The sequence below is a fragment of the Microbulbifer zhoushanensis genome, assembly GCF_021729055.1.
GTDB lineage: Bacteria > Pseudomonadota > Gammaproteobacteria > Pseudomonadales > Cellvibrionaceae > Microbulbifer > Microbulbifer zhoushanensis.
The window spans coordinates 141,111-167,036 of the sequence record NZ_JAJSAO010000008.1; the positions used below are offsets into that span (position 1 = coordinate 141,111).

The window sequence follows — 25,926 nt, forward strand, 5'->3', positions numbered from 1 at the left end:
CTTCCGCCATTGCCTGTAATCGGTGACGATGCCCGGCTTGTGCCTGGAATAAAAAGATTTACCGAGAAAACCTGGAGACAAAAAATGACACAGATGAATGGACCCATCCGAATCACTCGCCGGGGCCTGCTGGCAGTTGCCGTGGCAACGGCATATTCCCACAACGCCTTCGCCCAGGACGCACCGCTGGAACAGCCCCCCGCGGTGACGAACTTTGCCCAGGCATTGCAACAGGGGGATGCCACCGTGAACTTCCGGGCCCGCAGTGAAACCGTGGACATTGAAGGCAGTGACTCTGTCGACCTGCTGAGCCTGAAGACGCGACTGACCCTGTCCTCGGCAGAATACCAGGGCTTCAGCGTGCTGCTGGAAATGGATGACGTGACCCATGTAACCGAGTTTGAAGGAGGGATTGCGGACCCCGAAGGTACCGAGGTCAACCGGTATATGCTCGCTTACTCAAAAGGAAGCACGACCCTCAAGTATGGTCGACAGCGCATACTGCTGGACAACCAGCGCTTTGTCGGGGGGGTGGGCTTTCGCCAGAATGAGCAGACCTACGATGGCTTCAGCCTGAGCAACACCAGCCTGGAAGATACAACTGTCTTCCTCGCCCATATCGACAACGTCAACCGGATCTTCGGCGAGGACAGCCCGCTCGGCGATCATGAGAACGATACCTACCTGTTCAATGCCCGTTACGAAGGGTTTTCCGTGGGTGCCCTGTCCGCCTATGCCTACCTGATCGACAACGAGACGGCCCCACTTTTTTCCACCGACACCTACGGCCTGCGCTTTGCCGGTGCCGCCGGCAACCTGGGCTACCAGCTGGAATATGCCACCCAGACCGAGGCCGGCGACAGCCCTGCCTCATATTCCGCAGACTACGTATTGGTTGACGCTGGCTACAAGCTGGGCCCCGTCAGGCTTGCCGCGGGATATGAGCTCCTGGGTGCGGATGGCAGCGACGGCCAGTTTATTACCCCGCTGGCGACGCTGCACAAGTTCCAGGGCTGGAACGATAAATTCCTCGGCGGCGGTACCGGCAATATTCCCGGTGGTATCGAGGACACCTATCTTTCAGTGGGGACGACACTCGCCGGAGTCAAACTTGCAGTGAATTATCATCAGCTGGGTTCAGATGACCCGGACGTGTCCGGCATGGATAAGCTTGGCAGCGAGTACGGCTTCCTGGTCGCCGGCAAGCTCGGCGTGGTGGGCATGAGCCTCAAGTACAGCCAGTACCAGGCCGATGAGTTCAGTGTGGATACGGACAAGCTGTGGCTGACGGCCCAGGCCGAGTTCTGAAGGCCCGCACACTGGCGAATTGGCACCGAATCATCGCCAACACAAAAAAGCCCGGCGTTGCCGGGCTTTCTATTACGGGTTATTCACGTCGCTAGAACTGCTCGCGGCAGCGCCCTGAGCAAGCCTTTGTTCAGGCTCCGGCCCGGCTATCTGACCGCCATGGATGGCGGGAATGCAGGTTTTGCATGGAGCAAAAACCTGCACTGGCCGGTCGAATAATCAAGCAGCGAGCAGTGCTCGCTATGCGCTTGATTATTCCCAACCGCACTGGCGGTCTTGGTTTTGCTCTTCCAGGTACGCCATCAGCGGCTGGAAGTAATCGATGATGGCCGAGGAGTCCAGCTCGCGCTGGCCGGTCAGGGCTTCCATCGCATCCGGCCACGGCTTGCTGGCACCCATTGCAAGCATATTGCGGAGTTTCTCACCGGCGGCCGCGTTGTTGTAAATCGAGCAGCGATGCAGTGGTCCCTCGTGGCCCGCCGCCTCACACAGGGCGCGGTGGAACTGGAACTGCTGGATACGAGCCAGGAAGTAACGCGCATAGGGCGTGTTGCCCGGGATATGGTACTTGGCGCCCGGATCAAAATTGGCCTCGCTGCGGCTTACCGGCGGCTGGATGCCCTGGTAATCCTCGCGCAATTCCCACCAGGCCTTATTGTAATCGCTGGGGTCCACCTCACCGCTGAACACCTGCCAGCGCCACTTGTCCACCAGCAGCCCGAACGGCAGGAAGGCGATCTTGTCCAGTGCCTGGCGCATCAGGAAGCCGATATCCTTGCTCTCGTCCGGCACCTCGTCCATCAGGCCAATCTGTTTCAGGTACTTTGGCGTGATGGAAAGCGCAATGGCATCACCCACCGCCTCGTGGAAACCATCATTGGCACCCTCCTGGTACAGGAACGGCTGGTCGTTGTAGATACGCTGGTAAAAGTTGTGGCCCAGTTCGTGATGGATGGTAATGAAGTCATCCGCGGTCTTCTGGATACACATCTTGATACGGATGTCGTCCTTGTTATCCAGGTTCCAGGCACTGGCATGGCAGACGACGTCGCGATCACGGGGCTTGGTGAACTGGGAACGCTCCCAGAAAGTTTCCGGCAGTGGCTTGAAGCCCAGCGAGGTAAAGAACCGCTCGCCGACCTTGACCATTTCCTTTTCATCCATGCCGGAATCAACCACCAGCTGGGTCAGGTCGTAGGGGGCCTGCATATCCTCGTCCTTGACCACGTCATAGACGTTGCCCCACTCCTGCGCCCACATATTGCCCAGCAGGTGCGCCGGGATCTTGCCGTTGGGCGGCACCACGTCGTCGCCGTAGCGCTCGTTCAGCCTGGCCCGTACATGGCAGTGCAGGGCTTCATACAGGGGCTTTACCTTGCTCCACTGTGCATCCATGTCCGCGGAAAAAGCATCCGCCTCCATGTCGTACTTGGAGCGCCACATCTCACTCAGGTCCTTGTAGCCCAGCTCCCGGGCACCGGCATTGGCGATCTCCACCTGGCGCTCGTAGAGCGGCTTCATGGGCGGCGCTACCTTGCGCCAGCCAACCCAGAGCTCCTTCAGCAGGTCCGGATCGCGGCTCTCCGCCATCAGGCGGCCCATCTCAGTGAGGCCGTAGCATTTTTCCTTGTCGCCCTCGCCGGAGCAGTACTTGCCGGAGCCATACATGCCCTGCAGCTTGGAGCCGATCTGGGCCAGCTCGGCGGTCAGTTCCGGATCCTGCGGCGCTGGCAGTACCAGGCCCTGCTTGAGCATGGTGAGCTGGCGACGGGTTTCAGGGTCGAGCTCCAGGTCATCGAAGCGGGCTGCCTCGTTGGCCAGCTCGACCGCCAGGGAGGTAAAGCGCTCCGAGGCCAGCGCCTCGGTGTACTGGGAATCCACGTTAATGTAGGTGGCTGCAAGCCAGGATGCGTGTGCGCCTTCCTCCGCCATCTTGGCCAGGCGCTGCTGTGCCTGCTCGAGGAAGGCCTTGGCATCCTCGGCGGTCACCGGGCCATTGGCGGACTCGCCGGTACCGGTTTGGGTGGCGGACTCAGCTGTCCCGGCGCCGGCACTCTCTGCGGCCACATTCGCCATAGCACTGTCTGTCGCGGCATCTTCAGGCTCTGCCTGGCGGTTGTCACAGCCAGCCAATACCACCGCCACAGCGGCGGCCAGGGCAATCTTTTTCATCAGCTCCCTCTCTGCTTTTCAGTTATATTTGACGACGTTTTATAGCATAAGCGCGACACCGGGCGGGCTGCAGCCGCCATAACGAGCGCACATCGGCATGAAATTCCCCCAACACGGCATAGAAACAACAAAAATCCTGTGAATCCGGGATTCAGCGTCAACATCGGGAGTCGGTGCCCGGTCGGGCGAAAACAAAAGGAGGGGGCAGAAATGGAGGCAGCCCAACCAGCAACACCCTCGGCACATGACGTCACTGCTACCGTTGCTCCCTTCCGGGCCTGGCGGAGTTCACAGCTGTTCATTGCGAGGGGACCGGAAGGGCCGCCACTGCAAGCTTCGACAATGCTTCACTGCCGAAGAGGGCGCGATTATAGAGACTCACAGGCGCGAGTTCCACCCCCCTATTCAGGTTATACTGTGCACCGCAGTAAACCCGGAAGTTTCAACGCCTGAGGAACCTCATGCACCTCTTTGTCGACAACCTGATCAACATCGATTTCAGCTACCTGGACCATCACCGTGGCCTGGTGGGCGAGACCTGGCTGGCGAACGCCGCGCTGGACGGCGCACTGGATGAACAGGGCATGGTGTGTGACTTCGGTGTCGTCAAGAAGACCCTGCGCCACTGGCTGGACGAGGAGCTGGACCACCGCCTGCTGGTCCCGACCGGCTCACCCCACCTGGTGCTCGAAGAGAACGGTGACCGCGTCTCGGTGGACTGGCGGCTCGACAGTGGCAGGCATATAAAGGTCAGCGGGCCCCGCCAGGCCTTCGCCCTGGTCGAGGCAGACATTATCGATATGGACAGTGTGGCAGCCTGGAGTGTTGCCCAGCTGGCCAGCGCCTTCCCCACCAGCGTGGAGCAGTTGAAGCTGTCCTTCAGCTGTGAAGAGATCAACGATGCTTTCTACCACTACAGCCACGGCCTGAAAAAGCACGGCGGCAATTGCCAGCGCATTGCCCACGGCCATCGCTCCCGTATCCAGGTGTTCGTCAACGGCGAGCGCAGTGCCCGCTGGGAAGAGAAGTGGGCCGAACGCTGGCGGGACATCTACCTGGGCACGCGGGAAGACCTGGTTCCGGATGGCAATGGCGACCCGCTGAACTTCGCCTATCGCGCACAACAGGGAGAGTTTGCACTGGAAATCCCTGCTGACTGCTGCGAGCTGGTCGACTGCGACACCACGGTGGAGCAGCTGGCCATGTATATCGCCAACACCATTGCCGCCGACGAACCCGGGCACGAGGTGCGTGTGCGGGCCTTCGAGGGACTGGGCAAGGGCGCGGTGGCGAGCGCCCGCCGCTGACACGCCCAGTATCCTTCCCCTGCCGCGAAGCCAGAGACTGCCCGCCGTGAACCTGATCCTCCTGCACCCGGAAGACTTTATCTCCCCGGAGCGCGCCCGGCTCCGTGACCGCCGCGCCGGGCATATCCGCACCGTCCACCGCGCAGCCCCCGGGGAGCAGCTGCGTGTAGGCCTGCTGAATGGCCACATCGGCACCGCAGAAGTGACGGCACTGGATGACGAACAGGTCGAACTGGAGGTCTCCTTCAGTGATGCCCGGCAACCACCCTCAGCACTGCCCCTGAAGCTGGTACTGGCGCTCCCGCGCCCGAAAATGCTCAAGCGCATCATCCAGCACGCCACGGCGATGGGCGCCAAGGAAATCTACCTGGTTAACGCCTACCGGGTGGAGAAGTCCTACTGGCAGACCCCGTGGCTGGAAGCGGAGAAACTGCGGGAACAGTGCCTGCTGGGGCTGGAACAGGCCGTGGATACGGTGATGCCCCGCATCGAGCTGCGCAAGCGCTTCAAGCCGTTTGTGGAGGATGAACTTCCGGGCATCATCGCCGGCACCGAGGCCCTGGTGGCCCACCCGGTATCCGCCGGGCCCTGCCCCGTCGATGTGCAACACCCGTTGACCCTGGCAGTGGGGCCCGAGGGCGGATTCATCCCGTATGAAGTGGAAAAACTGCAGCAGCAGGGATTTGCCCCCGTCCACCTGGGCCCGCGCATATTGCGGGTTGAGACCGCCCTACCGGTACTGCTGTCAAGGCTGTACCCCGGTCGCTGAGGACCAGCCCGCCCCTCGAAAACCTCACGATCCTCCCCTGTGCTCCCGTTTTCCCCGATTTCCGGACATAAAAAAGCCGCGTAAAAACGCGGCACTAAACTGGTGGTTTGAGCCACCGGGTCTCACAGAGTGGGGGCATACCCTGCCCCCGGGGAGAAACTCCCTAAGCTGCCGGAAAGTGCCCGGCAGCATCACAAGCAACGTCAGTTCGCGTTAACTCTTGCGGTGCGGGGCTCAGGCCGCCGCACCTTCCGCCGCTGCATCTTTCTGCAGCGCCAGTTTCGGGTCCACATACTCGTAGCCCAGCACATCGGCAACCGCCTGGTAGGTAACCATGCCGGCGTGGACGTTGAGGCCCTCCAGCAGGTTGGCGTCGTCCAGCAGTGCCTGCTTGGCGCCCTTGTTGGCCAGCGCCACAGCGTACGGCAGGGTGGCGTTGTTCAGGGCCATGGTGGAGGTGCGCGCAACGCCGCCCGGCATGTTGGCCACGCAGTAGTGCACCACACCGTCGACAACGTAGGTCGGCTCCTGGTGGGTGGTCGCCTTGGAGGTTTCGAAGCAACCGCCCTGGTCGATGGCCACGTCCACAACCACGGCACCTTTCTTCATGCGGCTGATCATGTCGCGGGTCAGCAGCTTGGGTGCAGCGGCACCCGGGATCAGTACTGCTCCGACAACCATGTCCGCTTCCAGCGCATGCTGCTCGATCGCGTCGTTGGTGGAATACTCGGTGCGCACGGCGCCGCCGAAGATATCGTCCAGCTGGCGCAGGCGCGGCAGGGAGCGGTCCAGGATAGTGACGTCAGCACCCATACCCAGCGCCATCTTGGCCGCGTTGGTGCCCACGACACCACCGCCGATGATCAGCACCTTGGCCGGGGCAACACCGGGCACACCGCCCAGCAGTACACCCAGGCCGCCCTGGGCTTTTTCCAGGTGGTGGGCGCCACACTGTACGGACATGCGACCGGCAACCTCGGACATCGGCGCCAGCAGCGGCAGGCCGCCGGTGCGGTCGGTGACGGTCTCGTAGGCGATGCAGGTGGCACCGGACTTCACCAGCAGCTCGGTCTGCTTGGGATCCGGGGCCAGGTGCAGGTAGGTGTACAGCAGCTGGCCGGGGCGCAGCATTTCGCACTCGTGCGGCTGCGGCTCTTTGACCTTGACGATCATGTCGGCGCTGGCGAAGATCTCTTCCGGCGTGTCGATGATCTTGGCACCAGCCTGCTCGTACATCTCGTCAGTAAAGCCGATGGCAGAACCACCATCTTTCTGCACGATCACCTCGTGACCGTGGCTGATGAGTTCACGAACACTCGCCGGCGTCAGGCCAATGCGGTATTCGTGGTTCTTAATCTCTTTCGGTACACCGATCAACATTGTTATCTCTCCCAGTGTTCTGGCTGATGCGCCGGTTTTAGTCAGGTGACGGGTTCAGCACCCTGTCTCTGTGATTTCACCCAGTATAAGAACAGCCAGTAAGTGTATTTATGTAAGATTTTCTGCTTAACTAGTGGAATCCACTATTTATGGCACTCAAAAGGCCGCTTTTTAAGCAAACTGACCAACCCGGAGCCCCCAGATGCGCAAACGCGCCAGTGAACTCAGCACCATCGACCGCAATATCCTGCGGGTCCTGCAAAAGAATGGCCGCACCAGCTACGCCGAACTGGCGCGCCAGGTAGGCCTTACCGCGACTCCCTGCGTAGAACGGGTCAAGCGCCTGGAAAGCGACGGGGTGATCCAGGGCTATACCACCCTGATCAACCCGGAGTTCCTCGATGCCGCGCTGGTGGTGTTCGTGCAGATCCGCCTGAATCGCTCGGCCCAGGACGCATTCGAGGAATTCCGCAACGCAGTGGCAGAGCTGCCGGAGGTACAGGAGTGCTACCTGGTGTCGGGGAACTTCGACTACCTGATCAAGGCGCGGGTGGCCGACATGAGCGCCTACCGACGGTTCTACGGCGAGACACTGCTGACCCTGCCGGAGGTGCAGGAATGCACCAGTTACGTGGTGATGGAGGAAGTAAAGGAAACCCTGGAGGTTCCGGTGCACTACAACCGCTAGCGCGGCCCGCACTGCCGGTACCGGGTAGAACGGTGTGGCCGGGCCCGTTGTTGCCCGGCCGGTGACTGGCTCAGTAGCGGATGCCGAGCGCGCGATAGACGAAACCGATCACCCACGCGGGGCCGATCAGCAGGAACTGGAGGTCCTTGAAGAAAGACGGTTTTTTGCCCTCGACATGGTGGCCGACAAACTGCAGCACCCACATCACCACAAAGATTCCCAGCGCCGTCTGCCATACCGGAATACCGATCCGGTCGGCCACGCCCCAGCCCCAGAAACACACCGCACTCAGAGCGGCCATGCCCAGCGCCACGGGAAAAGACAACATCAGGTAGAAGGCCAGCGTGGGGACCAGGGCCACCACGGCCCAGTTCAGCCAGGATATGGCTGCCATAAAGCCGGGCTGTGGGATCTCCCACAGCAGCCCCACTACAGTCGCGTAGATGGCCGGCACCGCCAGCCAGTGAATCGCCTTGTTTACCGGGTTCTGGTGGCTCTCACCATATTCCGCGAACCACTGCTCTGCCGTGCGCATGCTCTCACCTCGTATTGTTATCGTTCTCTTCTGGAGGTCCCAATCATCGGGCAGCGGCGCCCGGGAATCAATATCCCCGGGTCCGCACGCAACGCGGCGGGCTAGCGCCGCACCACCGCATCCAGCTGCAACCGGTAGAGCTCTGCCATGGATTCATCGAAACAGCAGAATACGATTCGCCCCGGTGCAGTATCCCGCTCCAGGTGCGACTGCACCTCTTCCACGGCGATTTCCACGGCCTGCTCCGGCGGGTAATCGTAGACACCACAACTGATGGCGGGGAAAGCAATCGAGCGGATATGTTCACGACGGGCCAGGGCCAGGCAGTGCCGGTAGCAACTCGCCAGCAACTCCGGTTCCCCCAGGTTACCGCCGCGCCAGACCGGCCCGACCGTGTGATAGATACGCCTGACAGGAATCTCGAAGGCGGGGGTGGCACGTACCTCACCTACAGGACAGCCACCTAACTTGCGGCAGGCCTCGGACAATTCCGGGCCCGCGGCCCGGTGAATGGCGCCGTCTACGCCACCACCACCGGCCAGCCGCTGGTTGGCGGCATTGACGATTACATCAACCTGCAATCGAGTGATATCACCGACATGGACTTCGATCACTCAGTATCTCCAACCGCTTATTAAACGAATCGCTGCGGATGGACATCCTTTTCGCTCTACAGCTGCCCCGCTGCCGGCATGCGACGGCGGGGACGGCCACTGAGAACGCTGCCGGACAGGCGTATCCCACGCCGTCCGGACAGCCCCGGCAGCGCGTACGGCAGGCGGGCGCCCTCAGGAGCCCAACAGCTGCCGGTGGCGCGCTGCCACCGCGGCGGGACATTTCGTCGCCGCACTAACTATCACGATAGCAGCTGCAGAGAGAATGAAGCCCGGCAGCAGTTCATAGAGGTCGAAGATACCACCGGACAGCTGGCGCCAGACCACCACCGTCAGGCCGCCGACAATCACGCCGGCAATCGCCCCGGCGCCAGTCATACGCGACCAGAACAGGCTGATCAGTGTGGCGGGGCCGAACGCCGCGCCCAGGCCCGCCCAGGCATAAGCCACCACGTCCAGCACCTTGGATTCCGGGTCCATGGCCACCGCCACGGCAATCAGGGACAGCGCCACCACCGCCCAGCGGCCCACCTTGACCATCGCCTCCGGGGTCGTCTTGCGCCCGAACCATACATGGTAGATATCCTCGGCCAGCGCGGCAGAGCTCACCAGCAGTTGCGAGTCAGCGGTACTCATGATGGCCGACAGGATCGCTGCCAGCAGGATACCGGCTACCAGTGGGTGGAACAGGGCCTCCACCAGCGCCATGAATACGCGCTCGCCATCCGGCAGTGTCTGCGCCAGTTCCAGGTGGCCGAACAGGCCCACGGACATGGCCCCGAGGAAACCAAACAGCGACCAGATCGCCGCCACGGTGGCCGCCGCAGGCACATCCTCCGGGCGGCGGACCGCCATAAACCGCGCCACGATATGCGGCTGGCCGAAATAACCCAGGCCCCAGGCCAGCGAACTCAGCACCGCCGCTACACCCAGTGCCTGGCCGGTGTTGTCCTGCATCCAGTGCATCAGCTCCGGCACCTTGTCGTGCAGCTGGCCCCAGCTGGCTGCAAAGCCGCCCTCATCATTGATCACCACCAGTGGAACCGCCACCAGCGCCAGGCTCATCAGCAGGCCCTGAATCACGTCGGTCCAGGACACGGCCAGGAAACCACCGAACAGCGTGTAGGAGATCACCGCCGCGGCACCGATCAGCACCGCCCACTCGTAGTCCCAGCCAAACACTGTCTCGAACAGCTTGCCGCCGGCAATCAGGCCGGAGGCAACGTAAAACAGGAAAAACAGCAGGATAAAGAATGCACACACCGTGCGCAGGTAGGGGTGGCCCAGGTTGAACCGCCGGTGCAGGTAGGCCGGCACAGTCAGGGCGTCGTCCAGTTCGTAGGTATAGATACGCAGGCGCCGGGCCATGGTGGTCCAGCTCAGCACAATGCCGGAAAACAGTCCCAGCGCAATCCAGGCCGAAGACAGGCCACTGGCATAGGCCGCCCCGGGCAGCCCTAGCAGCAGCCAGCCACTCATGTCCGAGGCACCGGCACTGAGTGCCGCCACCGCCGGCGGCAGCGAGCGACCGCCGAGGAAGTAGTCACTGGCGTTACGGGTGCGCAGGTAGGCGTAGACACCGATGGCCAGGATCATCGCCAGGTAGGCGACAAAGGTAAGCGCAATAAGCCATTGTCCAGACATAGGGTGGTTCCTTGATCCTTGGTGACCACAGCAGCTGACCCGTGGCGCGACGCACGAATACAAATTATTGCGCCAGCGAGCTTCCGGATAGGTTCTGCGGCCGGTTTTTGTGTTTATTGCGCGCAAATCTACCCATTAGCTGGCGGCAACTCAAACCACAAACTAAACATTGGGGTAGACACGGAAAAACCTGACAACATTATGGGCATTTGTCTGGACGAATTACGGCTTCTGGTCATTCGTCCCACACTCAAGCATCTGCGGGCATGGTCAGCCGGCATGGAAAACCTGCTACTGGGCACGGCCGCGCAGGAATCACAGCTCGGCTTCCACCTGAAACTCGGCCGGCGCCATGGCCTGGGGCTGTACCAGATCCAGCCCCATACCCACCGGGAAATCTGGGACAAGTTCCTGATTGACTACCCTGCCCTGGCCTCCAAGGTTCGGGGACTGGCCAGCCAGCGGGACTTCCTTGACCACCCCCACAGCGAACTCACCACCAACCTGCGCTACGCAACGGCAATCGCCTGGCTGATCTATCGCGCTGCCGGCGTCGAGCGGGTCGAAGACGGCAACATCCGCGCCATGGCCAAGCTGTGGCACCGCCACTTCCACCACGGCCCAGTCGCCAGCGCCCGTGACTATGTGCGCAGCTACACCGGCCTGGTTCTGGGTGACGCTACAGATTCAGCGCGTCAATATAGCGCGGCGCCTCTTCCTGCCCAGGCTCAGGCTCCCACTCGCCAGGCACCCAGGAGTGCACCTGCCGCTCAATTGAGCGCCCAGACGGCTCGCTAGCGGCCGGCTGCGAGCGGTCCAGTTCCAGGCTGTTGAAGTCGTAGAGCTCCGTATCCGCCAGCTGCGACGGGGAGACCCGGGTCAGTGCGGCAAAGATATTCTCCGAGCGTCCCGGGAACTTGCGATCCCACTCCCGCAGCATCTGTTTGATGGCCTGGCGCTGGAGGTTTTCCTGGCTGCCGCACAGGTTGCAGGGAATGATGGGGAACTGCTTGTGTTCGGCGAACTTCTCGATGTCCTCCTCGCGGCAGTAGGCCAGCGGGCGGATCACGATATTGCGGCCATCGTCGGCGCGCAGCTTGGGCGGCATGGCCTTGAGGCGCCCGCCATAGAACATGTTCAGGAACAGGGTCTCGACGATATCGTCCTTGTGGTGGCCCAGCGCCACCTTGGTGGCACCGATCTCCTCGGCGAACCCGTACAGGGTGCCGCGACGCAGGCGCGAGCAGAGGCCACAGGTGGTCTTGCCCTCGGGTACCACTTCCTTCACCACTGAATAGGTGTCTTTCTCCACGATGTGGTAGGGGACGCCGAGTGATTCCAGGTACTCCGGCAGTACGTGCTCGGGAAAGCCCGGCTGCTTCTGGTCCATGTTGACTGCCACCAGCTCGAACCGCACCGGCGCCGTTTTCTGCAGATTAAGCAGGATATCCAGCATGGCATAGGAGTCCTTGCCACCGGACAGGCACACCATGATCTTGTCGCCCTCTTCAATCATGCTGAAGTCGGCGATGGCACGGCCCACATGGCGGCGCAGGCGCTTTTGCAGTTTGTTGAATTCCAGCCGCTCGCGGCGGTTTTCCAGTTCGGACATGGTGCTTCTCTATCAGACCGGTTCAGCCAGGGGCGGACGCCCCCGGGCGGACAGCAGGTCCGCCCCTACAAGTCAGGGCCATGCACCCGCACGGCTCAGGTGCGCGATTGTACGCATTTCGCTCAGGGCTTGCACAGTTTCTCTGACCCGACGGTCCCACCCTCGATCAGCGATTCCACACACGGCCAGATATGCTCCAGCAGCGCCGGCTGTGCCGCCACGGACGGGTGGATGCCATCGGTCTGCATGCCGCCCTCCTCGAGCGCCACCGGCTCCAGGAAAAAGGGCACCAGCGCTACCTCCTCCGCCTTCGCCACCTCGGGGTAAACCGCCGCAAAGGCATTGGTATAAGCGGCGCCATAATTCGGAGGCATGCGCATACCCAGCAGCAGGACACCCGCGCCCTCCTCCCGGGCCATCTGTACCATCTGTTGCAGGTTATTCTGCAGGGCCCGCGGCGGGTAGCCGCGCAGGCCATCGTTGCCACCCAGCTCCACGATCAGCCAGCTGGGGCTGTGTTCTTCCAGCAGCCGGGGCAGGCGCGCCAGGCCACCGGAGGTGGTTTCCCCGCTGACGCTGGCGTTGACCACTTCCACGTCACGGCCCTCTTCCTGCAGCCGGGTGCGCATCAGCTCGACCCAGCCCTGGGACTCATCCATGCCGTATGCGGCGCTGACGCTGTCGCCCAACACCAGCAGCTTCTCCCCGGCGCGCGCGTCCGCCTGGCCCAACGGGACCAACAGCAGCAGGCATACGCCGAGCTGCCAGAGTCGCTGCCGGAAAAATTCTGTCGTCATGTCATACTCTCCACTGCTTTCGTCGTATAAGCACAAGAATCCCTGTATCCCAGACAGTACGCAAGGTTAAGGAAGTCGCATGTCCGCTATGTTGAGGGCCGAGAGCCTCTCTCACCGGGTACCCACCAGTGAGGGCCCACTGACCCTATTAAATAATATTTCCCTGCAATTGGCCCGCGGCGAGAGTCTGGCCATCACCGGCGCGTCCGGCTCCGGCAAGTCCACCCTACTGGGCCTGCTGGCGGGACTGGACCGGCCCACCGAAGGCAGGATCTGGCTGGCGGGCGATGAGATCACAGCCATGGACGAGGAGCAACGGGCAGCGGTCAGGGCCCGCTGCGTGGGCTTTGTGTTCCAGACATTCCAGCTACTGCCGGGCCTTACCGCCCAGGAAAATGTGATGCTGCCCAGCGAACTGCGGGGCGACCGCAACGCCGCCGGGCGCGCCGCCGAGTTCCTCGGGCGCGTAGGCCTGGAGCATCGCCTGGGCCACTATCCCCGGCAGCTATCCGGGGGCGAGCAACAGCGGGTGGCCATTGCCCGCGCGTTCGCCAGCTTCTCCGGTAACGATGGCATCCTGTTTGCCGATGAACCCACCGGCAGTCTGGATGCCGGCAACGGCGAGAAGGTGATCGACCTGCTGTTCGAGCTCAATGCCGAATCCGCCACCACCCTGGTACTGGTCACCCACGAACAGCGCCTGGCAGAGCGCTGCCATTCCCACCTGCGCATGGCCGCCGGGGAGATCCAGGGCGCCGACCTGCAACCGAGGGATGGCGGCAACCTGTCGGAGGTATCTGCCTGATGGCCGCGACCCCCACCCTGCCGCTGAAACTGCTCGGCCGCGACTGGCGCGGTGGCGAACTGGCCCTGATTGCCACCGCACTGGTGCTGGCAGTGGCCTGCGTAACGGCGATTGCGCACTTCAGTGACCGCCTGACCCGCGCCATGCATATCCAGTCGCAGACCTTCCTGGCGGCCGAACGGGTCGTCCGCAGCAGCAAGCCGGTCGATCCCGCATGGACCGACGAGGCCCGCGATCGCGGCCTGGAACGGGCCGAAACAGTATCTTTCGCATCCATGCTCTCCGCCGGCGAGCAGTTCCAGTTTGCCGCCATCAAGGCGGTCAGCGCCGGTTACCCGCTGGTGGGCCACCTGGAAATGCGCACCGCCGCCGATGCCCCCAGGGAGGTGGTGTCGCAGGGACCCGGCACTGGCGAGGTATGGCTGGAACCGCGCCTGCTGCCGCTGCTGGAACTGCAGATGGGCGACCGGCTGCAGGTGGGCGAGGCGGAACTGCTGGTAACCGGCCTGCTGGACCACGAACCCGACCGCAGCGACAACCTGTTTTCCATGGGCGCGCGGGTGATGATGAATATCGCCGACCTGCCCGCCACCAACATCATCCAGCCCGGCAGCCGCGTGCGCTACCGCTACCTGTTCGCCGGCGACGACGCGGCACTGGAGAGTTACTTCAAGTGGCTGGAGCCGCGCCTGACCGAGCACCAGCGGGTGATCGACCTGCGCGAGGGCCAGCCGCGGGTGGCCTCTGCGCTGGACCGGGCCGAGAGCTTCCTGTTCCTGGCTGGCAGCCTGGCCGTGCTGCTCGCCAGCGTGGCAGTGGGCCTGGCGGCGCGCCGCTACAGCCTGCGCCACACCGCCTATGTGGCGGTAATGAAAAGCCTGGGGGCGGGCCGCGCCAAGGTGCTGCAGATCTACATCGGCCAGCTGGTCGCCCTGGCATTGTGTGCCACTGTCGTCGGGCTGCTGATCGGGAGCCTGATCCAGGCCCAGGCGGTCAGCCTGATGGCCGATTTCTTCCCGGTGGAGCCGCCGCCCAGCAGCTGGAACCCGCTGCTGGTGGGCCTGGCTACCGGATTTGCCTGCGCCTTCGGTTTTGCCCTGCCGCCGTTGTTCCGGCTGGCCCGGACCGACCCCATGCAGACCCTGCGCCGCGACTGGAGCAATCCGGACCGGCGCGAATGGCTGGGCATGGTCATGGGGCCCACCAGTATGCTGCTGCTGATCTGGTGGCTGTCGGGCAGCCTGCCCATCACCCTGGCCCTGTTTGCCGGCATGGCCCTGCTGGTGGGTGGCAGCGCGCTGGTGAACCAGCTGCTGGTGCGCGGCCAGCTGGCCTCCCTGGGCGGCGCCTGGCGGATCGCGCTGGGCAGCCTGCAGCGGCGCGCGGCCTTCAATACCCTGCTGATCGCCGCATTTGGCACCGGCCTGCTGGCGATGCTGGCCCTGGTGTTCGCCCGCACCACGCTGATCGAAGAGTGGCGCATGCAGTTGCCAGAGAACGCCCCCAACCATTTCATGTTCAATATCGCTCCCCATGATGTGGAGCGACTGCAGGCATTGCTGGATGAGAACGGCATCGCGGCCACCGAAATCTATCCCATGGTCCGCGGCCGCCTGGTGGCCATCAACGATGTGCCGGCGACAGAGCGCGAGGAGCAGGCCGGGGCCCTGCGCCGCGAACTGAACCTGAGCTGGACCGAAAACCTGGCGCCGGATAACCGCATCGTCGCCGGTGATTGGTGGGACAGGGCTGATGAGGGCGTCTCCGTGGAGGTGGAACTGGCGGCGCGCCTGAACCTGGCCCTGGGCGACAAGCTGCGCTTCTCGATTGGCGGCCTGGAAGTCGAGACCCATATCGCCAGCCTGCGCTCGCTGGACTGGAACAGTATGCGGCCCAATTTCTACATGCTGTTCGCTCCCGGAACACTGGATGATTTCCCGGCCACCTATATCACCAGTTTTTACCTACCGGCAGACCAGAAACTGCTGGTCAACGACCTGGTACGCAATTTCCCCAGTGTCAGCCTGATCGAGCTGGACAAGATCATCGAGCGCATTCGCGACACCATCGGGCAGGTCTCCCTGGCCATTGAGTCGGTGATGGCGCTGATGCTGGTGGCCGGGGTCCTGGTGCTGATCTCCGGTGTGCGCTCCAGCATTGCCGAGCGCTTGCAGGAGGCGGCCATCATCCGCACACTCGGCGGCCGCCGCGGCCTGCTGCTGAAGAGCCTGGTGATCGAGTTCGGCCTCCTCGGCATCGCCGCCGGGCTGCTGGCCGCCATCGGCGCCGAGGCAACGCTGGCGGTACTGGCGATGCGGGTGTTCGAGTTGCCGTTCAGCCTGCACCCGCTGTTGTGGCTGGCCGGCCCCATTGCCGGCGCCCTGCTGGTGGGCATCGCCGGCACCCTGGCCTGCCGCAGCTCGGTCAGCCAGCCGCCGCTGAAAGTACTGCGCGAGCTGGCCTGATAACTGCCCTCCCCCGCGGCAGGGACCTGTCGACGCGACCTTACCGGCTCCCGCCGCGGTCGCGCCGCTGGTCCCTGCCGTGGGCTACTCCCGCAAAAACGGTACAATGTCGCCTTTGCCCCGGCGCGCCACGGGGTTGTCACTCACCACAATCATTGCTGTTTCTATGGATCTCGATTTCGATCGCAAGCATATCTGGCACCCCTACTCCTCACTGATCGACCCTCCGCCGGTGTATCCGGTCGCCCGCGCCGAGGGTGTGCGTTTCTACCTGGAGGACGGTCGCGGCCTGATCGATGGCATGTCGTCCTGGTGGTGCGCCCTGCACGGCTATAACGTGCCGGAACTCAACCGCGCCGCCCGTGAGCAGATGGAGAAGATGTCGCATGTGATGTTCGGTGGCCTCACCCACGAGCCGGCGATCGAGCTGTGCCGCAAGCTGGTGGACATCACCCCCGAGCCACTGCAGCGGGTCTTCCTCGCCGACTCCGGCTCGGTATCCGTGGAAGTGTCGATCAAGATGGCCCTGCAATACTGGCAGTCGCAGGGCAAGAGCGAAAAGAACCGGCTGCTGGCCCTGCGCAATGGCTATCACGGCGATACCTTCGGTGCCATGGCCACCTGCGACCCGGTCACCGGCATGCATCACCTGTTTGCCAGTCACCTCACCGGGCACCTGTTCGCGCCGGCGCCGGGTCCGCGATTCGAGGAACCGTGCAATGATGAGGATATCGCCGAACTGCGCCAGGTGATCGAGGAAAACCAACACCAGCTGGCGGCACTGATCCTGGAACCGATTGTCCAGGGCGCCGGCGGCATGCGGTTTTATTCGCCGGAGTACCTCCGGCGCGTGCGGGCACTCTGCGACGAGTTCGACCTGCTACTGATCGCCGATGAAATCGCCACCGGTTTCGGCCGCAGCGGCAAACTGTTCGCCTGTGAGCATGCCGGAATCAGCCCGGATATCCTTACCCTGGGCAAGGCCCTGACCGGCGGCACCATGACCCTCGCCGCCACCCTGTGCACCGACCGCGTCGCCGAGGGGATCTGCCGCGGCGAGGCGGGTGTATTCATGCACGGCCCCACATTCATGGGTAACCCGCTGGCCTGTGCGGTCTCCAATGCCAGCATCGACCTGCTGCTCGCCGGCCCCTGGCAGGAACGGGTCAGCGCAATCGAGAACCAACTGCGCGACGAACTGGCCCCGCTGGCCGACAACAGCGCCGTCCAGGACGTGCGCAGCCTCGGCGCTATTGGTGTAGTGGAAATGCGCGAGCCGGTAGACATGCAGCGGGTACAGGAGGCCCTGATCGAACGCGGCGTATGGCTACGCCCGTTCGGCCGTATGGTGTACGCCATGCCGCCATATATCATCGAGCGCGAGGAGCTCAGCCAGCTGACCACAGCGATGGTGGAAGTACTGGGCCGGCAGCAGGCCTGATCGTCCAGCAACCCGATATTACAAATCGCCCGCGGGAGCCTGGAAGCAGGCTCCTGCAGCAATAAGATTCGTTTGATTGAGTGAACCGAGTGCAGCCGCTATTACAAATCGCCGACCTGGAATGCCGTTATGGAAAGCGGGTGATCCTGGAAGCCGTTTCCCTCACCCTGCACCAGGGGGAGATCGGCTGCCTGCTGGGCCCCAGTGGCTGCGGCAAGACCACACTGCTGCATGCCATTGCCGGCTTCCAGCCCATTTTCCACGGCAGCATCTCCCTGGATGGAGAGGTCATCTCCACTCCCACCGCGGCCCTGCCGCCGGAGAAACGCCAGGTGGGCGTGGTATTCCAGGACTACGCCCTCTTCCCGCACCTGTCCGTCGCCGGTAACCTGGCTTTCGGACTGGCGGGGATGCCCCGGGCGGAACAGCGGGCCCGCGTCGAGGAAATGCTGGAGCTTGTGCACCTGCAGGAATACGCCGGCCACTTCCCCCACCAGCTGTCCGGTGGCCAGCAGCAGCGCGTGGCACTGGCCCGGGCCCTGGCACCACGCCCGCGGCTGCTGTTGATGGACGAGCCGTTCTCCAACCTGGATACCGAGCTGCGGCGCAGTCTTGCCAGGGAGGTGCGCCATATCCTGCGCGAAACCGGCACCTCGGCACTGATCGTCACCCACGACCGCAGCGAGGCGTTTATTGCCGGGGACCGGATCGGGGTTATTACCCATGGGCGCCTGCAGCAATGGGATACACCGGAAACTGTTTACCGCACACCGGCCACCACCGGGGTGGCGCGGATCGTCGGCGAGGGCAACCTGCTCCGGGGCAAGGTGGTGCAGCCAGGGCTGGTGGATACGGAACTGGGACAGGTGGAGATCCGTGATACCGACCGGCCCGCTGGTTCCCACGTGGATATTTTCGCCCGCAGCGGCGACCTGGTCGCGGGCGAGCACCACCGCGCAGTCACGGTACAGGTGGTGGAAAAGCACTTTCTCGGCGACAGCGCCCTGTATCGCTTCCGGCTGCCGGGCGGTCGCACCATTGAGGCCAACCTGGAAAGCCCGGTGGACATTGCACCGGGCCAGGAAATCGCCCTGCGCATGGAAGGCCCACTGGTATTTGCCCGGGGCCGCGGCCACACCTGAGCGCCGGCCAGTCTCGCTACAGTGCCGGGGCCTCGGTCTCCCGCAGCAACTCCGGCCCGGCCGCCCGCCCCTTCCGTCCCATTGAGCGGCTGAGCAGGATCACCGGCAGCAGCCCCACCAGCACGATCATCAGCGCGCCCAATGCCGAGCGCTCCAGCATCTCGTCAGAGGCGAACTGGTATACATAGGTAGCCAGGGTCTCAAAGCCGAACGGGCGCAGCAGCAGGGTTGCCGGCAGTTCTTTCATGCAGTCGACGAACACCACCAATGCACCGCTCAGCAGTCCCGCGCGCACCAGCGGCAGGTGCACATACCACAGGGTCTGCCAGCTATTGCGGCCCAGGGCCCGGGCGGCCCGATCCATCGACGGGGTGACTTTCTCCAGGCTGGTTTCCGCCGCCCCGGCCGAGACCGCGAGGAAGCGCGCCGTGTAGGCAAACAGGATGGCGAACACCGTGCCGCTCAGGAGCAGGCCCGTGGAAACCCCGAACTGGCTGCGCATAAACGCATCCAGTGTGTTGTCGAAAGCCCCCAGCGGAATCAGCACCCCGATCGCCATCACTGCGCCGGGCATGGCGTAGCCCAGCCGCGCGAAGCTGACCAGTACCCTGACCGCGCGGGTGGGAAACAGGCGCTTGCCGTAAGCCAGTATAAGCCCCAGCAGGGCGGTGCAGGCAGCGGCCCCGGCCGACAGCGCAAAACTGTTGCCCGCGATGCCGATAAAATCATCCGTCCAGTAACTGGCAAAATTCCCCAGGGCATAACTGCCCAACACCAGCAGCGGCACACCGAAGCCGGCGACAAGGAGCAGCAGGCAGAAACCACACGCCAGCCAAGCGCCACTTGCGCGCAGCCGATAGGTATCTTCGTTGCGCGCGGGCGATTGCACATAGTGCCGCTGGCGCGCCCGGCCGAGCCGTTCCAGCGAGATCAGCAACACCACAAACACCAGCGTACTGCAGGCAATCTGCGCCGCCCCGCCCAGGTTGCCGCGGCTGAGCCAGGTATCGTAGATCCCCACACTCAGGGTGCGCACCGCAAAAAAGTCCACGGTACCGAAGTCGTTCAGGGTTTCCATCAGTACCAGGGACAGGCCCACGGCGATGGCCGGTCGCGCCATCGGCAGGGATACCCGCAGGAAACTCTGCCAGGGAGAACAGCCGAGGGCCCGGCTGGCCGCGCGGATACTGCCGCACTGTTCCAGGAAGGCCGCGCGCGCGAGCATGTAGACATAGGGATAGAGCACCAGTGACAACATGGCGATGGCGCCGCCCATGCTGCGGATCTCCGGGAACCAGTAGTCCCGCGCCGTCTGCCAGCCAAACCAGTCACGCAGGGCCCCCTGTACCGGCCCGGCGTACTCCAGCAAGTCGGTGTACACGTAAGCAATAACATAGGCGGGCACGGCGAATGGTAACAGTAACGCCCACTCGAAAAAGCCGCGCCCGGGAAACCGGCACATGGTCACCAGCCAGGCCGCGCCCACCCCGGTCACCAGGGTGAAGAAGCCCACTCCCGCCGCCAACACCAGGGTCTCGGACACATAGTGGAAGAACACCGTTTCCAGCAGGTGCGGCCAGATATTCTCCTCGGGAAAAAACGCCAGCCAGAATATCGCCAGCACCGGAAGTGCCACCAGCAGCGCCACCGCGGCCACGAGCACCAGCCAGCTCCGGCCAGAGGCATCGGCCCCGGCGGCGGAGAAATTATTCTGCATGTTCACCATACGCAAAAAGCGCGACCCGCCCGGGCCGCGCTTCCATCATCTGACAGCTTATATCGCCGGCCCGTGGACCGGCACCTTGTCCAAACTAAAAGTCAAAACCGACTTCATCCACCAACTTTGACGCGGTGGGCACATGGGAGCCGATTTCCGTCAGGCTGATATCGTCTTCCTTGAACTCACCCATATACTGGTTGATGAGGTCGGAGCGCTGCGTCCCCGGACGCACCGGGAACTCGAAGTTCTTCTCCGCATACAGGTACTGGGCCTGCTCGCCGGAGAGGAATTCCAGCAGCTTGACCGCATTGTCGCGGTTGGGCGCATACTTGGTCAGCGCCGCACCGGAGATAAACATATGGGTACCGCGGTCTTCCTGGTTGGGGAACACCAGGTTGACAGACTTCGCCCAGTCCACCTGCTCCGGCTCCTCTTTGTTGGTGATCATCTTGCCGAAGTAGTAGCTGTTGCCCAGCGACAGGTCACAGACACCCTCACTGATGGCCTTTACCTGGGCGCGATCGTTACCCTGCGGCTTGCGCGCCAGGTTCGCCTTGAGGCCCTCCAGCCATTTTTTGGTCTCTTTCTCCCCATGGTGGGCAATCATGGAGGCAAACAGGGACAGGTTGTAGGGGTGCTTGCCACTGCGAGTACAGATCCGGCCTTTCCACTTCGGGTCCGCCAGTTCCTCGTAGCGGGTAATCTCCCCCGGCTTGACCCGGTCCTTGGAGGCATAAATCAGGCGCGCGCGGGTGGTCAGCCCGAACCAGTGGTCCTCCGGGTCCCGGAACTGGGCCGGTATATTCTCCTCCAGCACTTCCGATTCAACGGGCTGGGTCAGCCCCTTGTCCACCAGCTCCACCAGGTTACTGGTATTGGAGGTCAGCACCAGGTCCGCGGGGCTGTTGCGCCCCTCGCGCTGCAGGCGCTCATTGAGTCCCTTGCTGGCGTAGACCACACGGGTTTCGATACCGGTCTCTTCGGTGAACCTGTCCAGCACCGGCTCGATCAGGAACGGCTGGCGATATGAGTAAATATTGACCTGCTCGGCGGCAACGCTGCCCATGGCAACGCCCAGGGCCACCGCTGCGGTGGTAAGACGGCAGAAAACACGCGCGATCATCCAATGTCCCTTTTACTGTTTGTGGATACAGTGACGGCACTGCACTTTGAGAAGGATTCTCATTTCTAATGAAACCAAAGTCAACTTTCGCCTGCCCCGGCACCGCGAGCCGGGAAATTTTCCTGCAAAGTCGCATATTTCAACCTATGCTTTGAATCACAACACCGAACGCTAACCCCTGAACCCGAGGAGACGATATGAACCGCTATTTGCCCCTGCTGGCTCTGGCACTGCCCCTGGCCCTCGGCGGGTGTGGCCCCAAAGAGGAAGCCGAGACCGAAAGCGAGACCATTGAGTTCGAGAGGGAAACCCCGGCTGAAAGCACTTCCGACATGGATGCTGGCGGCACCTCTGATATGGACAGCATGCCCGAGTCTGACCAATCCCAGGACATGCCCGGTGACGCCACCTCGCCCGACGACCAGGAAACCACCGGCCCGCAAATGGGAGATACCTCCGAGGTGGAGGTCTGTACCGACCAATGGTTTGTCTGGCTGAACCAGAAAGTCATGGCCATGCCGGACAAGAAAGCCAAACTGGACGAGATGCACCCCGACGGCCCGCCGGAAGTCGGCAGTGATGAATGGTTCGTGGCCATGGACAAACTCACCGGTGGCGATGGCGCCCACGGCCCGGATGGCGGCAGCGATGAGTGGTGTAGCATGATGGAGAGCCGCTTCGACAAGATGCCGGACTCCTACTGACAGACGCCCGCCCCGCCCGGGGCGATCCGGCATTGCCCGGCCGGGGTTGCCTTGCGCATCCCCGGCTCCCCTGCACGCAGGAGGATTCCATGAACCCGTTGAGAAGCCTGCTGGTGGCCGCTCTCTTTGCTTCGGCTTCAATGCCGCATGCACTCGCCGCAGATGAAGATGAGGAAAAACCACCACCCGGAGCCATGGCCCTTTCCACAGTGCTTACACAGCTGGAACAGCAGGGCTACACTCCCATCATCGAAGTCTCGCTCAGCGATGAGCGCTGGGAAGTGGAGGCCTATAAAACCGGCGAGAAACGTGAGCTTGAGGTGGACCCGAATTCCGGCGAAATTCTTTCCGACAAGCCCGCTGACTGAAACCCTCCCGCCGCGTTCGCGGCGGGCTCCCTCCCCCTGATTGCTCGTCACTCCCCGGTCAACGCCTCTGGTCACTAGGATTAAGCTCCTGCGGCGCATACCTCGCCGTACCTGGTATTGCTGGTAAATTTCTCTCTGCAGACAGGCGTCAGCCCCAAATAATATTTCCGGTAAATTCCTGTTGGAATTCGCCGCGGCGCACATTACCAATCATATATTTTCCAGTTGGTTCGGAGTGCGCTATGAGCCTGTTGTCCGGAATCCTGCCCAGCATCCTGCTCACCGGGGGGCTCACCATGCCCATCCCCCCGGATCCGCAGGTCGAACCCAACATCAACCTGTATGACAGCGAGGACCTGTACGGGGACGAACCCGATGTAATCGCACTGGAAGTTTCCACCGTGCGCCAGCGACTGCGGTCGCTGGGTTACCACCCGATCACCTCGATGGAATTCGAGAACGGCCGCTGGTCGGTTATCGCCTATCGCGGCGATCGCGCCCGCCACCTGCGGGTGGAGCCCAATACCGGCTGGGTGCTGTCTGACCGGCCCGCCGACGGGCGCTGACCGGTCACAGGAAACTCGCGCAATCACATCGGCGCCTTTACTCAGCCTGCCGGTGACAACCCCAGCCCGCTGTCAAACGGCTTGCTGGCCAGGTTCCGCGCATACTCGAGGAAGCTCCGGGCCGCCGGGGACAGAGGGCGCGAGTGACGCCGCGCCAGGTACCAGCGCGTATCGATTGGCAATTGCTGCACATCCAACACTGCCAGCCCCGCACTGCCACCAAAAGCCAGCGTGTGTTCGGACAGGATGGACACACCGAGTCCCGACATGACCGCGTGCTTGATCGCTTCGTTGCTCTCGATGGTCATGCGCACATTGAGTTCCTCACCCTCGCGCTCCAGGAATCGCTCGATCGCATGCCGGGTACCCGAGCCCTCCTCCCGGCGCAGGAACGGGAGCCCGGCGAACTCCGCCAGCGGGATATCCTTCTTGCCCGCCAGGGGATGGTTTTCCGGTGCGATGGCAACCAGCCGGTTGGGCAGGAACTCCACCAGTTGCAGGTCCGGGTTATCCGGCGGATGGCTGAATACATAGAAGTCATCCTCGTCCTCGGCGGTCCGCGCGATGATCTGGCGCCGGTTGCCCACGCGAAAGCGGATATCCAGCTGCGGGTGCTGGTCGTAAAACTCACCGATCAGGTGGGGGATAAAGTATTTCGCCGTGGTCACCACCGCCAGGTGCAGGCTGCCCGTCTCCAGCCCGCGCAGGTTCGCCAGCTTCAGGTCCAGGTATTCATAGCAGCGCAGTATCTCGCGGGCGCTCTCCACCAGGGCCAGCCCCGCCTCGGTAAAACGCAACTGCCTGCCCACCGAATAGTAGAGTGGCAGGCCCACTGCATCGGCCAGCTTGGCCAGCTGCATGGAGACACTGGGCTGGGTCAGGTGCAGCTGGCGCGCGGCGGCACTGATACTGCGGTGCTCAAATACCACCAGGATGATTTCCAGCTGCCGCACGGTGCCGATATGGGCATGAACGCGGTGAGAGACCATTTGGCCACCTATAATCAAAAGTCTATAGAAGGTATTTTAATTATCTATTTTTATCTATTAAAGCCCTTGTCGATAATGCGCGCCAATTCGGACACTGTGACAAGGGGGAACCATGACAAAAGCCCAACTCCTGTTTGGTATGGCCGTCGGCACGGCCGTGGCGGCACTGGGAATCACACTCAATGCGGCCGAGATCACCGGTAACGCCCTGGCAGGCACCGGCCTGCTGGTCCTGCTGGTCAATAGCGCATACTGGGCGCTGGAGCGCAGGGCCGCCCGGCCAGCGGCACCGGCCGGGGCCACCGTCCGCGATGGGGTGGCCTGAGCATGCAGCTGGATATCGTTGTCGGCTTCTTCATCCTGGGGGCCTTCGCCCAGCTGGTGCGCAGCGACCTGCGCCTGCCGGAGAGTCTCTACAAGTCCTGCGTGATCTTCCTGTTGCTGGCCATCGGCCTGAAAGGCGGCGCCGCCCTCAGCAAGTCACCCATCACAACCCTGCTGCCGCAATCCATGGCGGTGGTGGCCTTTGGCGCCCTGCTGCCCCTGGTGGCATTCCCGATCCTCCGCTATATCGGCCGCTGGTCGCGGATCGATGCCGCCGCCACCGCAGCGCACTATGGCTCGGTGAGCGTCGCCACCTATGCCGTGGCGATTGCCCTGCTGGAGAGCCGCGGGGTCGACTACGAGGCCTACTTCCCGCTGTTCGTGGCCCTGCTGGAAGTACCGGCCATCATTATCGGCATCCTGCTGGCGGGGACAGCTGCAACCAGTACCGGCGGCGCCAGCCGGGGCGCGGACTGGGGCAAGATCATCCGTGAGATATTCCTCAACCAGGGTGTGCTCCTGCTACTCGGAGGCATCGCCATCGGCGCCTGGGCCGGCGACCGCACCGTATCGGTGATGCCCTTCTTCGGCGACCTGTTCCACGGCGTGCTGGCGCTGTTCCTGCTGGAGATGGGCCGGGTGGCAGCCGAGCGCCTGCCCACTATCCGCCGGCAGGGCGCCTTCCTGCTCAGCTTCGGCGTACTGATGCCGCTGCTCGGCGCCGCCGGGGGGGCCGCCCTCGCCGGCCTGCTGGGCCTGAGCCCCGGCGGCATTGTGCTGCTGGCGGTGCTCGGCAGCAGCGCCTCCTACATTGCCGTGCCGGCAGCCATGGCGGTGGCACTGCCTCAGGCCAACGCCAGCCTGTCGATCACCCTGTCACTGGCAATCACTTTTCCCTTCAACGTGCTGGTGGCCATCCCGGCCTACCTGGCACTGGTCCAACACTGGAGTTAACGCAACGTGGAAATAATCAATTTTGAAAAGGTCATGATCGTGATGGGCTCCCGTTCCGACTGGCCCACCATGAAGAATGCGACCCTGCCACTCACCGACCTGGAAGTTCCCCACGCTGCGGCTGTCGTGTCCGCGCACCGCACGCCCCACCGGATGGTGGAATTTGCCGAGCGTGCCCGGGATGCCGGCACCCAGGTCATCATCGCCGGTGCCGGTGGCTCGGCTCACCTGCCCGGCATGATCGCCGCACTCAGCCCGCTGCCGGTGATTGCCGTACCGGTGGAAAGCAAATTCATGACCGGGATGGATAGCCTCCTGTCCATCGTGCAAATGCCAAAAGGCATCGCCGTCGCCACACAGGCGGTGGGGAACTCTGGCGCGTTCAATGCCGGGCTGATGGCCGCACAGATGCTGTCGCTTGCCGATCAGCAACTGGCAGAGCGTCTCGTCGCCTGGCGGGAAAAGCAGAGCGCACAGGTACCGCTGGAGGTCGAATAAT

Annotated in this window: 25 protein-coding genes and 1 other RNA gene; 15 read left to right on the forward strand and 11 right to left on the reverse strand. The window is 63.1% G+C overall.

Translation table 11 applies throughout. The annotated features are described in order from the left end of the window. Nucleotides 1-84 precede the first annotated feature (84 nt). On the forward strand, nucleotides 85-1,308 hold the full coding sequence (locus tag LVD10_RS16500) for an alginate export family protein (RefSeq protein ID WP_237064341.1): 1,224 nt from the start codon (nucleotides 85-87) through the stop codon (nucleotides 1,306-1,308). A 252-nt stretch (nucleotides 1,309-1,560) separates the two neighbouring features. Here the strand turns inward: LVD10_RS16500 and LVD10_RS16505 are convergent, their stop codons facing one another. Together LVD10_RS16505 and ffs are read right to left on the reverse strand one after the other, a co-directional pair. After that, nucleotides 1,561-3,480, reverse strand: coding sequence for a M2 family metallopeptidase (locus LVD10_RS16505; RefSeq protein ID WP_237064342.1), 1,920 nt, complete (start codon nucleotides 3,478-3,480; stop codon nucleotides 1,561-1,563). A gap of 220 nt (nucleotides 3,481-3,700) precedes the next feature. Continuing rightward, nucleotides 3,701-3,798: signal recognition particle sRNA small type (gene ffs / locus LVD10_RS16510), an RNA gene on the reverse strand. 143 nt (nucleotides 3,799-3,941) lie between these two features. On the opposite strand from ffs, the gene LVD10_RS16515 reads away from it, so the two are divergent. Together LVD10_RS16515 and LVD10_RS16520 are read left to right on the forward strand one after the other, a co-directional pair. Then, entirely contained in the window at nucleotides 3,942-4,787 is an 846-nt protein-coding gene (locus tag LVD10_RS16515) for a 6-carboxytetrahydropterin synthase (RefSeq protein ID WP_237064343.1), read from the forward strand. Nucleotides 4,788-4,833: 46 nt separating this feature from the next. Further along, entirely contained in the window at nucleotides 4,834-5,556 is a 723-nt protein-coding gene (locus LVD10_RS16520; protein WP_237064344.1) for a 16S rRNA (uracil(1498)-N(3))-methyltransferase, read from the forward strand. 234 nt (nucleotides 5,557-5,790) lie between these two features. Here LVD10_RS16520 and ald read toward each other — a convergent pair whose 3' ends face one another. Continuing rightward, entirely contained in the window at nucleotides 5,791-6,936 is a 1,146-nt protein-coding gene (ald, locus tag LVD10_RS16525; protein WP_233005808.1) for an alanine dehydrogenase, read from the reverse strand. A 202-nt stretch (nucleotides 6,937-7,138) separates the two neighbouring features. Here ald and LVD10_RS16530 point away from each other — a divergent pair, with 202 nt between their 5' ends. Continuing rightward, the gene (locus tag LVD10_RS16530) at nucleotides 7,139-7,624 is read left to right on the forward strand and encodes an Lrp/AsnC ligand binding domain-containing protein (RefSeq protein WP_233005809.1); all 486 of its coding nucleotides are present in this window, start codon (nucleotides 7,139-7,141) and stop codon (nucleotides 7,622-7,624) included. Nucleotides 7,625-7,694: 70 nt separating this feature from the next. On the opposite strand, the gene LVD10_RS16535 is transcribed toward LVD10_RS16530, so the two are convergent. The 3 genes from LVD10_RS16535 to putP form a co-directional block, all read right to left on the reverse strand. After that, nucleotides 7,695-8,159 (reverse strand): Mpo1 family 2-hydroxy fatty acid dioxygenase, encoded by a 465-nt coding sequence (locus LVD10_RS16535; protein ID WP_233005810.1) that lies wholly within the window; start codon nucleotides 8,157-8,159, stop codon nucleotides 7,695-7,697. 101 nt (nucleotides 8,160-8,260) lie between these two features. Beyond that, nucleotides 8,261-8,773: an O-acetyl-ADP-ribose deacetylase gene (locus tag LVD10_RS16540; RefSeq protein ID WP_233005811.1), complete on the reverse strand. Its 513-nt coding sequence runs from the start codon at nucleotides 8,771-8,773 to the stop codon at nucleotides 8,261-8,263. A 174-nt stretch (nucleotides 8,774-8,947) separates the two neighbouring features. After that, entirely contained in the window at nucleotides 8,948-10,417 is a 1,470-nt protein-coding gene (gene putP, locus LVD10_RS16545) for a sodium/proline symporter PutP (RefSeq protein WP_233005812.1), read from the reverse strand. Nucleotides 10,418-10,696: 279 nt separating this feature from the next. Between putP and LVD10_RS16550 the strand changes: the two genes are divergently transcribed. Beyond that, complete coding sequence (locus LVD10_RS16550) at nucleotides 10,697-11,215, forward strand: hypothetical protein (protein WP_233005813.1); 519 nt, start codon at nucleotides 10,697-10,699, stop codon at nucleotides 11,213-11,215. Here the strand turns inward: LVD10_RS16550 and ttcA are convergent. Together ttcA and LVD10_RS16560 are read right to left on the reverse strand one after the other, a co-directional pair. Beyond that, nucleotides 11,097-12,029 carry a tRNA 2-thiocytidine(32) synthetase TtcA gene (gene ttcA / locus LVD10_RS16555; RefSeq protein ID WP_233005814.1) on the reverse strand — a complete coding sequence of 311 codons (933 nt, stop codon included), beginning with the start codon at nucleotides 12,027-12,029 and terminating at the stop codon, nucleotides 11,097-11,099. The genes LVD10_RS16550 and ttcA overlap by 119 nt on opposite strands. 122 nt (nucleotides 12,030-12,151) lie before the next feature. Continuing rightward, entirely contained in the window at nucleotides 12,152-12,826 is a 675-nt protein-coding gene (locus LVD10_RS16560; RefSeq protein ID WP_233005815.1) for an arylesterase, read from the reverse strand. A 79-nt stretch (nucleotides 12,827-12,905) separates the two neighbouring features. Here LVD10_RS16560 and LVD10_RS16565 point away from each other — a divergent pair, with 79 nt between their 5' ends. From LVD10_RS16565 to LVD10_RS16580, 4 genes are all read left to right on the forward strand, one after another. Next, nucleotides 12,906-13,631, forward strand: a complete 726-nt coding sequence (locus tag LVD10_RS16565) for an ABC transporter ATP-binding protein (RefSeq protein WP_233005816.1) — start codon at nucleotides 12,906-12,908, stop codon at nucleotides 13,629-13,631. Then, nucleotides 13,631-16,096 (forward strand): ABC transporter permease, encoded by a 2,466-nt coding sequence (locus LVD10_RS16570; protein ID WP_237064345.1) that lies wholly within the window; start codon nucleotides 13,631-13,633, stop codon nucleotides 16,094-16,096. Before LVD10_RS16565 ends, LVD10_RS16570 begins: the two co-directional genes overlap by 1 nt. A 166-nt stretch (nucleotides 16,097-16,262) precedes the next feature. Beyond that, nucleotides 16,263-17,537 carry an adenosylmethionine--8-amino-7-oxononanoate transaminase gene (gene bioA, locus LVD10_RS16575; protein WP_237064346.1) on the forward strand — a complete coding sequence of 425 codons (1,275 nt, stop codon included), beginning with the start codon at nucleotides 16,263-16,265 and terminating at the stop codon, nucleotides 17,535-17,537. Nucleotides 17,538-17,626: 89 nt separating this feature from the next. Further along, a complete protein-coding gene (locus tag LVD10_RS16580; RefSeq protein ID WP_237064347.1) occupies nucleotides 17,627-18,679 on the forward strand; it encodes an ABC transporter ATP-binding protein in 1,053 nt (350 codons plus the stop codon). Nucleotides 18,680-18,695: 16 nt separating this feature from the next. On the opposite strand, the gene LVD10_RS16585 is transcribed toward LVD10_RS16580, so the two are convergent. Both LVD10_RS16585 and LVD10_RS16590 read right to left on the reverse strand, forming a co-directional pair. After that, nucleotides 18,696-20,396 carry an ABC transporter permease gene (locus LVD10_RS16585; protein WP_233005820.1) on the reverse strand — a complete coding sequence of 567 codons (1,701 nt, stop codon included), beginning with the start codon at nucleotides 20,394-20,396 and terminating at the stop codon, nucleotides 18,696-18,698. Between the two features lie 94 nt (nucleotides 20,397-20,490). Continuing rightward, nucleotides 20,491-21,522: a Fe(3+) ABC transporter substrate-binding protein gene (locus LVD10_RS16590; protein WP_237064348.1), complete on the reverse strand. Its 1,032-nt coding sequence runs from the start codon at nucleotides 21,520-21,522 to the stop codon at nucleotides 20,491-20,493. 197 nt (nucleotides 21,523-21,719) lie between these two features. Between LVD10_RS16590 and LVD10_RS16595 the strand changes: the two genes are divergently transcribed. From LVD10_RS16595 to LVD10_RS16605, 3 genes are all read left to right on the forward strand, one after another. Then, nucleotides 21,720-22,226 carry a hypothetical protein gene (locus LVD10_RS16595; RefSeq protein WP_233005822.1) on the forward strand — a complete coding sequence of 169 codons (507 nt, stop codon included), beginning with the start codon at nucleotides 21,720-21,722 and terminating at the stop codon, nucleotides 22,224-22,226. Nucleotides 22,227-22,315: 89 nt separating this feature from the next. Continuing rightward, complete coding sequence (locus LVD10_RS16600) at nucleotides 22,316-22,594, forward strand: PepSY domain-containing protein (RefSeq protein ID WP_233005823.1); 279 nt, start codon at nucleotides 22,316-22,318, stop codon at nucleotides 22,592-22,594. A gap of 242 nt (nucleotides 22,595-22,836) precedes the next feature. Continuing rightward, nucleotides 22,837-23,160, forward strand: coding sequence for a hypothetical protein (locus LVD10_RS16605; RefSeq protein ID WP_237064350.1), 324 nt, complete (start codon nucleotides 22,837-22,839; stop codon nucleotides 23,158-23,160). 41 nt (nucleotides 23,161-23,201) lie between these two features. Here LVD10_RS16605 and LVD10_RS16610 read toward each other — a convergent pair whose 3' ends face one another. Continuing rightward, nucleotides 23,202-24,149 carry a LysR family transcriptional regulator gene (locus LVD10_RS16610; RefSeq protein WP_237064351.1) on the reverse strand — a complete coding sequence of 316 codons (948 nt, stop codon included), beginning with the start codon at nucleotides 24,147-24,149 and terminating at the stop codon, nucleotides 23,202-23,204. A gap of 112 nt (nucleotides 24,150-24,261) precedes the next feature. On the opposite strand from LVD10_RS16610, the gene LVD10_RS16615 reads away from it, so the two are divergent. The 3 genes from LVD10_RS16615 to purE are packed head-to-tail and all read left to right on the forward strand — an operon-like array spanning nucleotide 24,262 to nucleotide 25,925. Continuing rightward, nucleotides 24,262-24,474: a hypothetical protein gene (locus tag LVD10_RS16615; RefSeq protein WP_233005826.1), complete on the forward strand. Its 213-nt coding sequence runs from the start codon at nucleotides 24,262-24,264 to the stop codon at nucleotides 24,472-24,474. 2 nt (nucleotides 24,475-24,476) lie between these two features. After that, nucleotides 24,477-25,427: a sodium-dependent bicarbonate transport family permease gene (locus LVD10_RS16620; protein WP_237064353.1), complete on the forward strand. Its 951-nt coding sequence runs from the start codon at nucleotides 24,477-24,479 to the stop codon at nucleotides 25,425-25,427. A gap of 33 nt (nucleotides 25,428-25,460) precedes the next feature. Then, entirely contained in the window at nucleotides 25,461-25,925 is a 465-nt protein-coding gene (gene purE / locus LVD10_RS16625; RefSeq protein WP_255774794.1) for a 5-(carboxyamino)imidazole ribonucleotide mutase, read from the forward strand. Nucleotide 25,926 lies beyond the last annotated feature (1 nt).

Coding starts and splice junctions, on each gene's coding strand:
- LVD10_RS16500 (WP_237064341.1), top strand. CDS start 85: ATGACACAGATGAATGGACCCATCCGAATCACTCGCCGGGGCCTGCTG.
- LVD10_RS16505 (WP_237064342.1), bottom strand. CDS start 3,480: ATGAAAAAGATTGCCCTGGCCGCCGCTGTGGCGGTGGTATTGGCTGGC.
- LVD10_RS16515 (WP_237064343.1), top strand. CDS start 3,942: ATGCACCTCTTTGTCGACAACCTGATCAACATCGATTTCAGCTACCTG.
- ald (WP_233005808.1), bottom strand. CDS start 6,936: ATGTTGATCGGTGTACCGAAAGAGATTAAGAACCACGAATACCGCATT.
- LVD10_RS16530 (WP_233005809.1), top strand. CDS start 7,139: ATGCGCAAACGCGCCAGTGAACTCAGCACCATCGACCGCAATATCCTG.
- LVD10_RS16535 (WP_233005810.1), bottom strand. CDS start 8,159: ATGCGCACGGCAGAGCAGTGGTTCGCGGAATATGGTGAGAGCCACCAG.
- putP (WP_233005812.1), bottom strand. CDS start 10,417: ATGTCTGGACAATGGCTTATTGCGCTTACCTTTGTCGCCTACCTGGCG.
- LVD10_RS16550 (WP_233005813.1), top strand. CDS start 10,697: ATGGAAAACCTGCTACTGGGCACGGCCGCGCAGGAATCACAGCTCGGC.
- ttcA (WP_233005814.1), bottom strand. CDS start 12,029: ATGTCCGAACTGGAAAACCGCCGCGAGCGGCTGGAATTCAACAAACTG.
- LVD10_RS16560 (WP_233005815.1), bottom strand. CDS start 12,826: ATGACGACAGAATTTTTCCGGCAGCGACTCTGGCAGCTCGGCGTATGC.
- LVD10_RS16565 (WP_233005816.1), top strand. CDS start 12,906: ATGTCCGCTATGTTGAGGGCCGAGAGCCTCTCTCACCGGGTACCCACC.
- LVD10_RS16570 (WP_237064345.1), top strand. CDS start 13,631: ATGGCCGCGACCCCCACCCTGCCGCTGAAACTGCTCGGCCGCGACTGG.
- bioA (WP_237064346.1), top strand. CDS start 16,263: ATGGATCTCGATTTCGATCGCAAGCATATCTGGCACCCCTACTCCTCA.
- LVD10_RS16585 (WP_233005820.1), bottom strand. CDS start 20,396: ATGCAGAATAATTTCTCCGCCGCCGGGGCCGATGCCTCTGGCCGGAGC.
- LVD10_RS16590 (WP_237064348.1), bottom strand. CDS start 21,522: ATGATCGCGCGTGTTTTCTGCCGTCTTACCACCGCAGCGGTGGCCCTG.
- LVD10_RS16595 (WP_233005822.1), top strand. CDS start 21,720: ATGAACCGCTATTTGCCCCTGCTGGCTCTGGCACTGCCCCTGGCCCTC.
- LVD10_RS16600 (WP_233005823.1), top strand. CDS start 22,316: ATGAACCCGTTGAGAAGCCTGCTGGTGGCCGCTCTCTTTGCTTCGGCT.
- LVD10_RS16605 (WP_237064350.1), top strand. CDS start 22,837: ATGAGCCTGTTGTCCGGAATCCTGCCCAGCATCCTGCTCACCGGGGGG.
- LVD10_RS16610 (WP_237064351.1), bottom strand. CDS start 24,149: ATGGTCTCTCACCGCGTTCATGCCCATATCGGCACCGTGCGGCAGCTG.
- LVD10_RS16615 (WP_233005826.1), top strand. CDS start 24,262: ATGACAAAAGCCCAACTCCTGTTTGGTATGGCCGTCGGCACGGCCGTG.
- LVD10_RS16620 (WP_237064353.1), top strand. CDS start 24,477: ATGCAGCTGGATATCGTTGTCGGCTTCTTCATCCTGGGGGCCTTCGCC.
- purE (WP_255774794.1), top strand. CDS start 25,461: ATGATCGTGATGGGCTCCCGTTCCGACTGGCCCACCATGAAGAATGCG.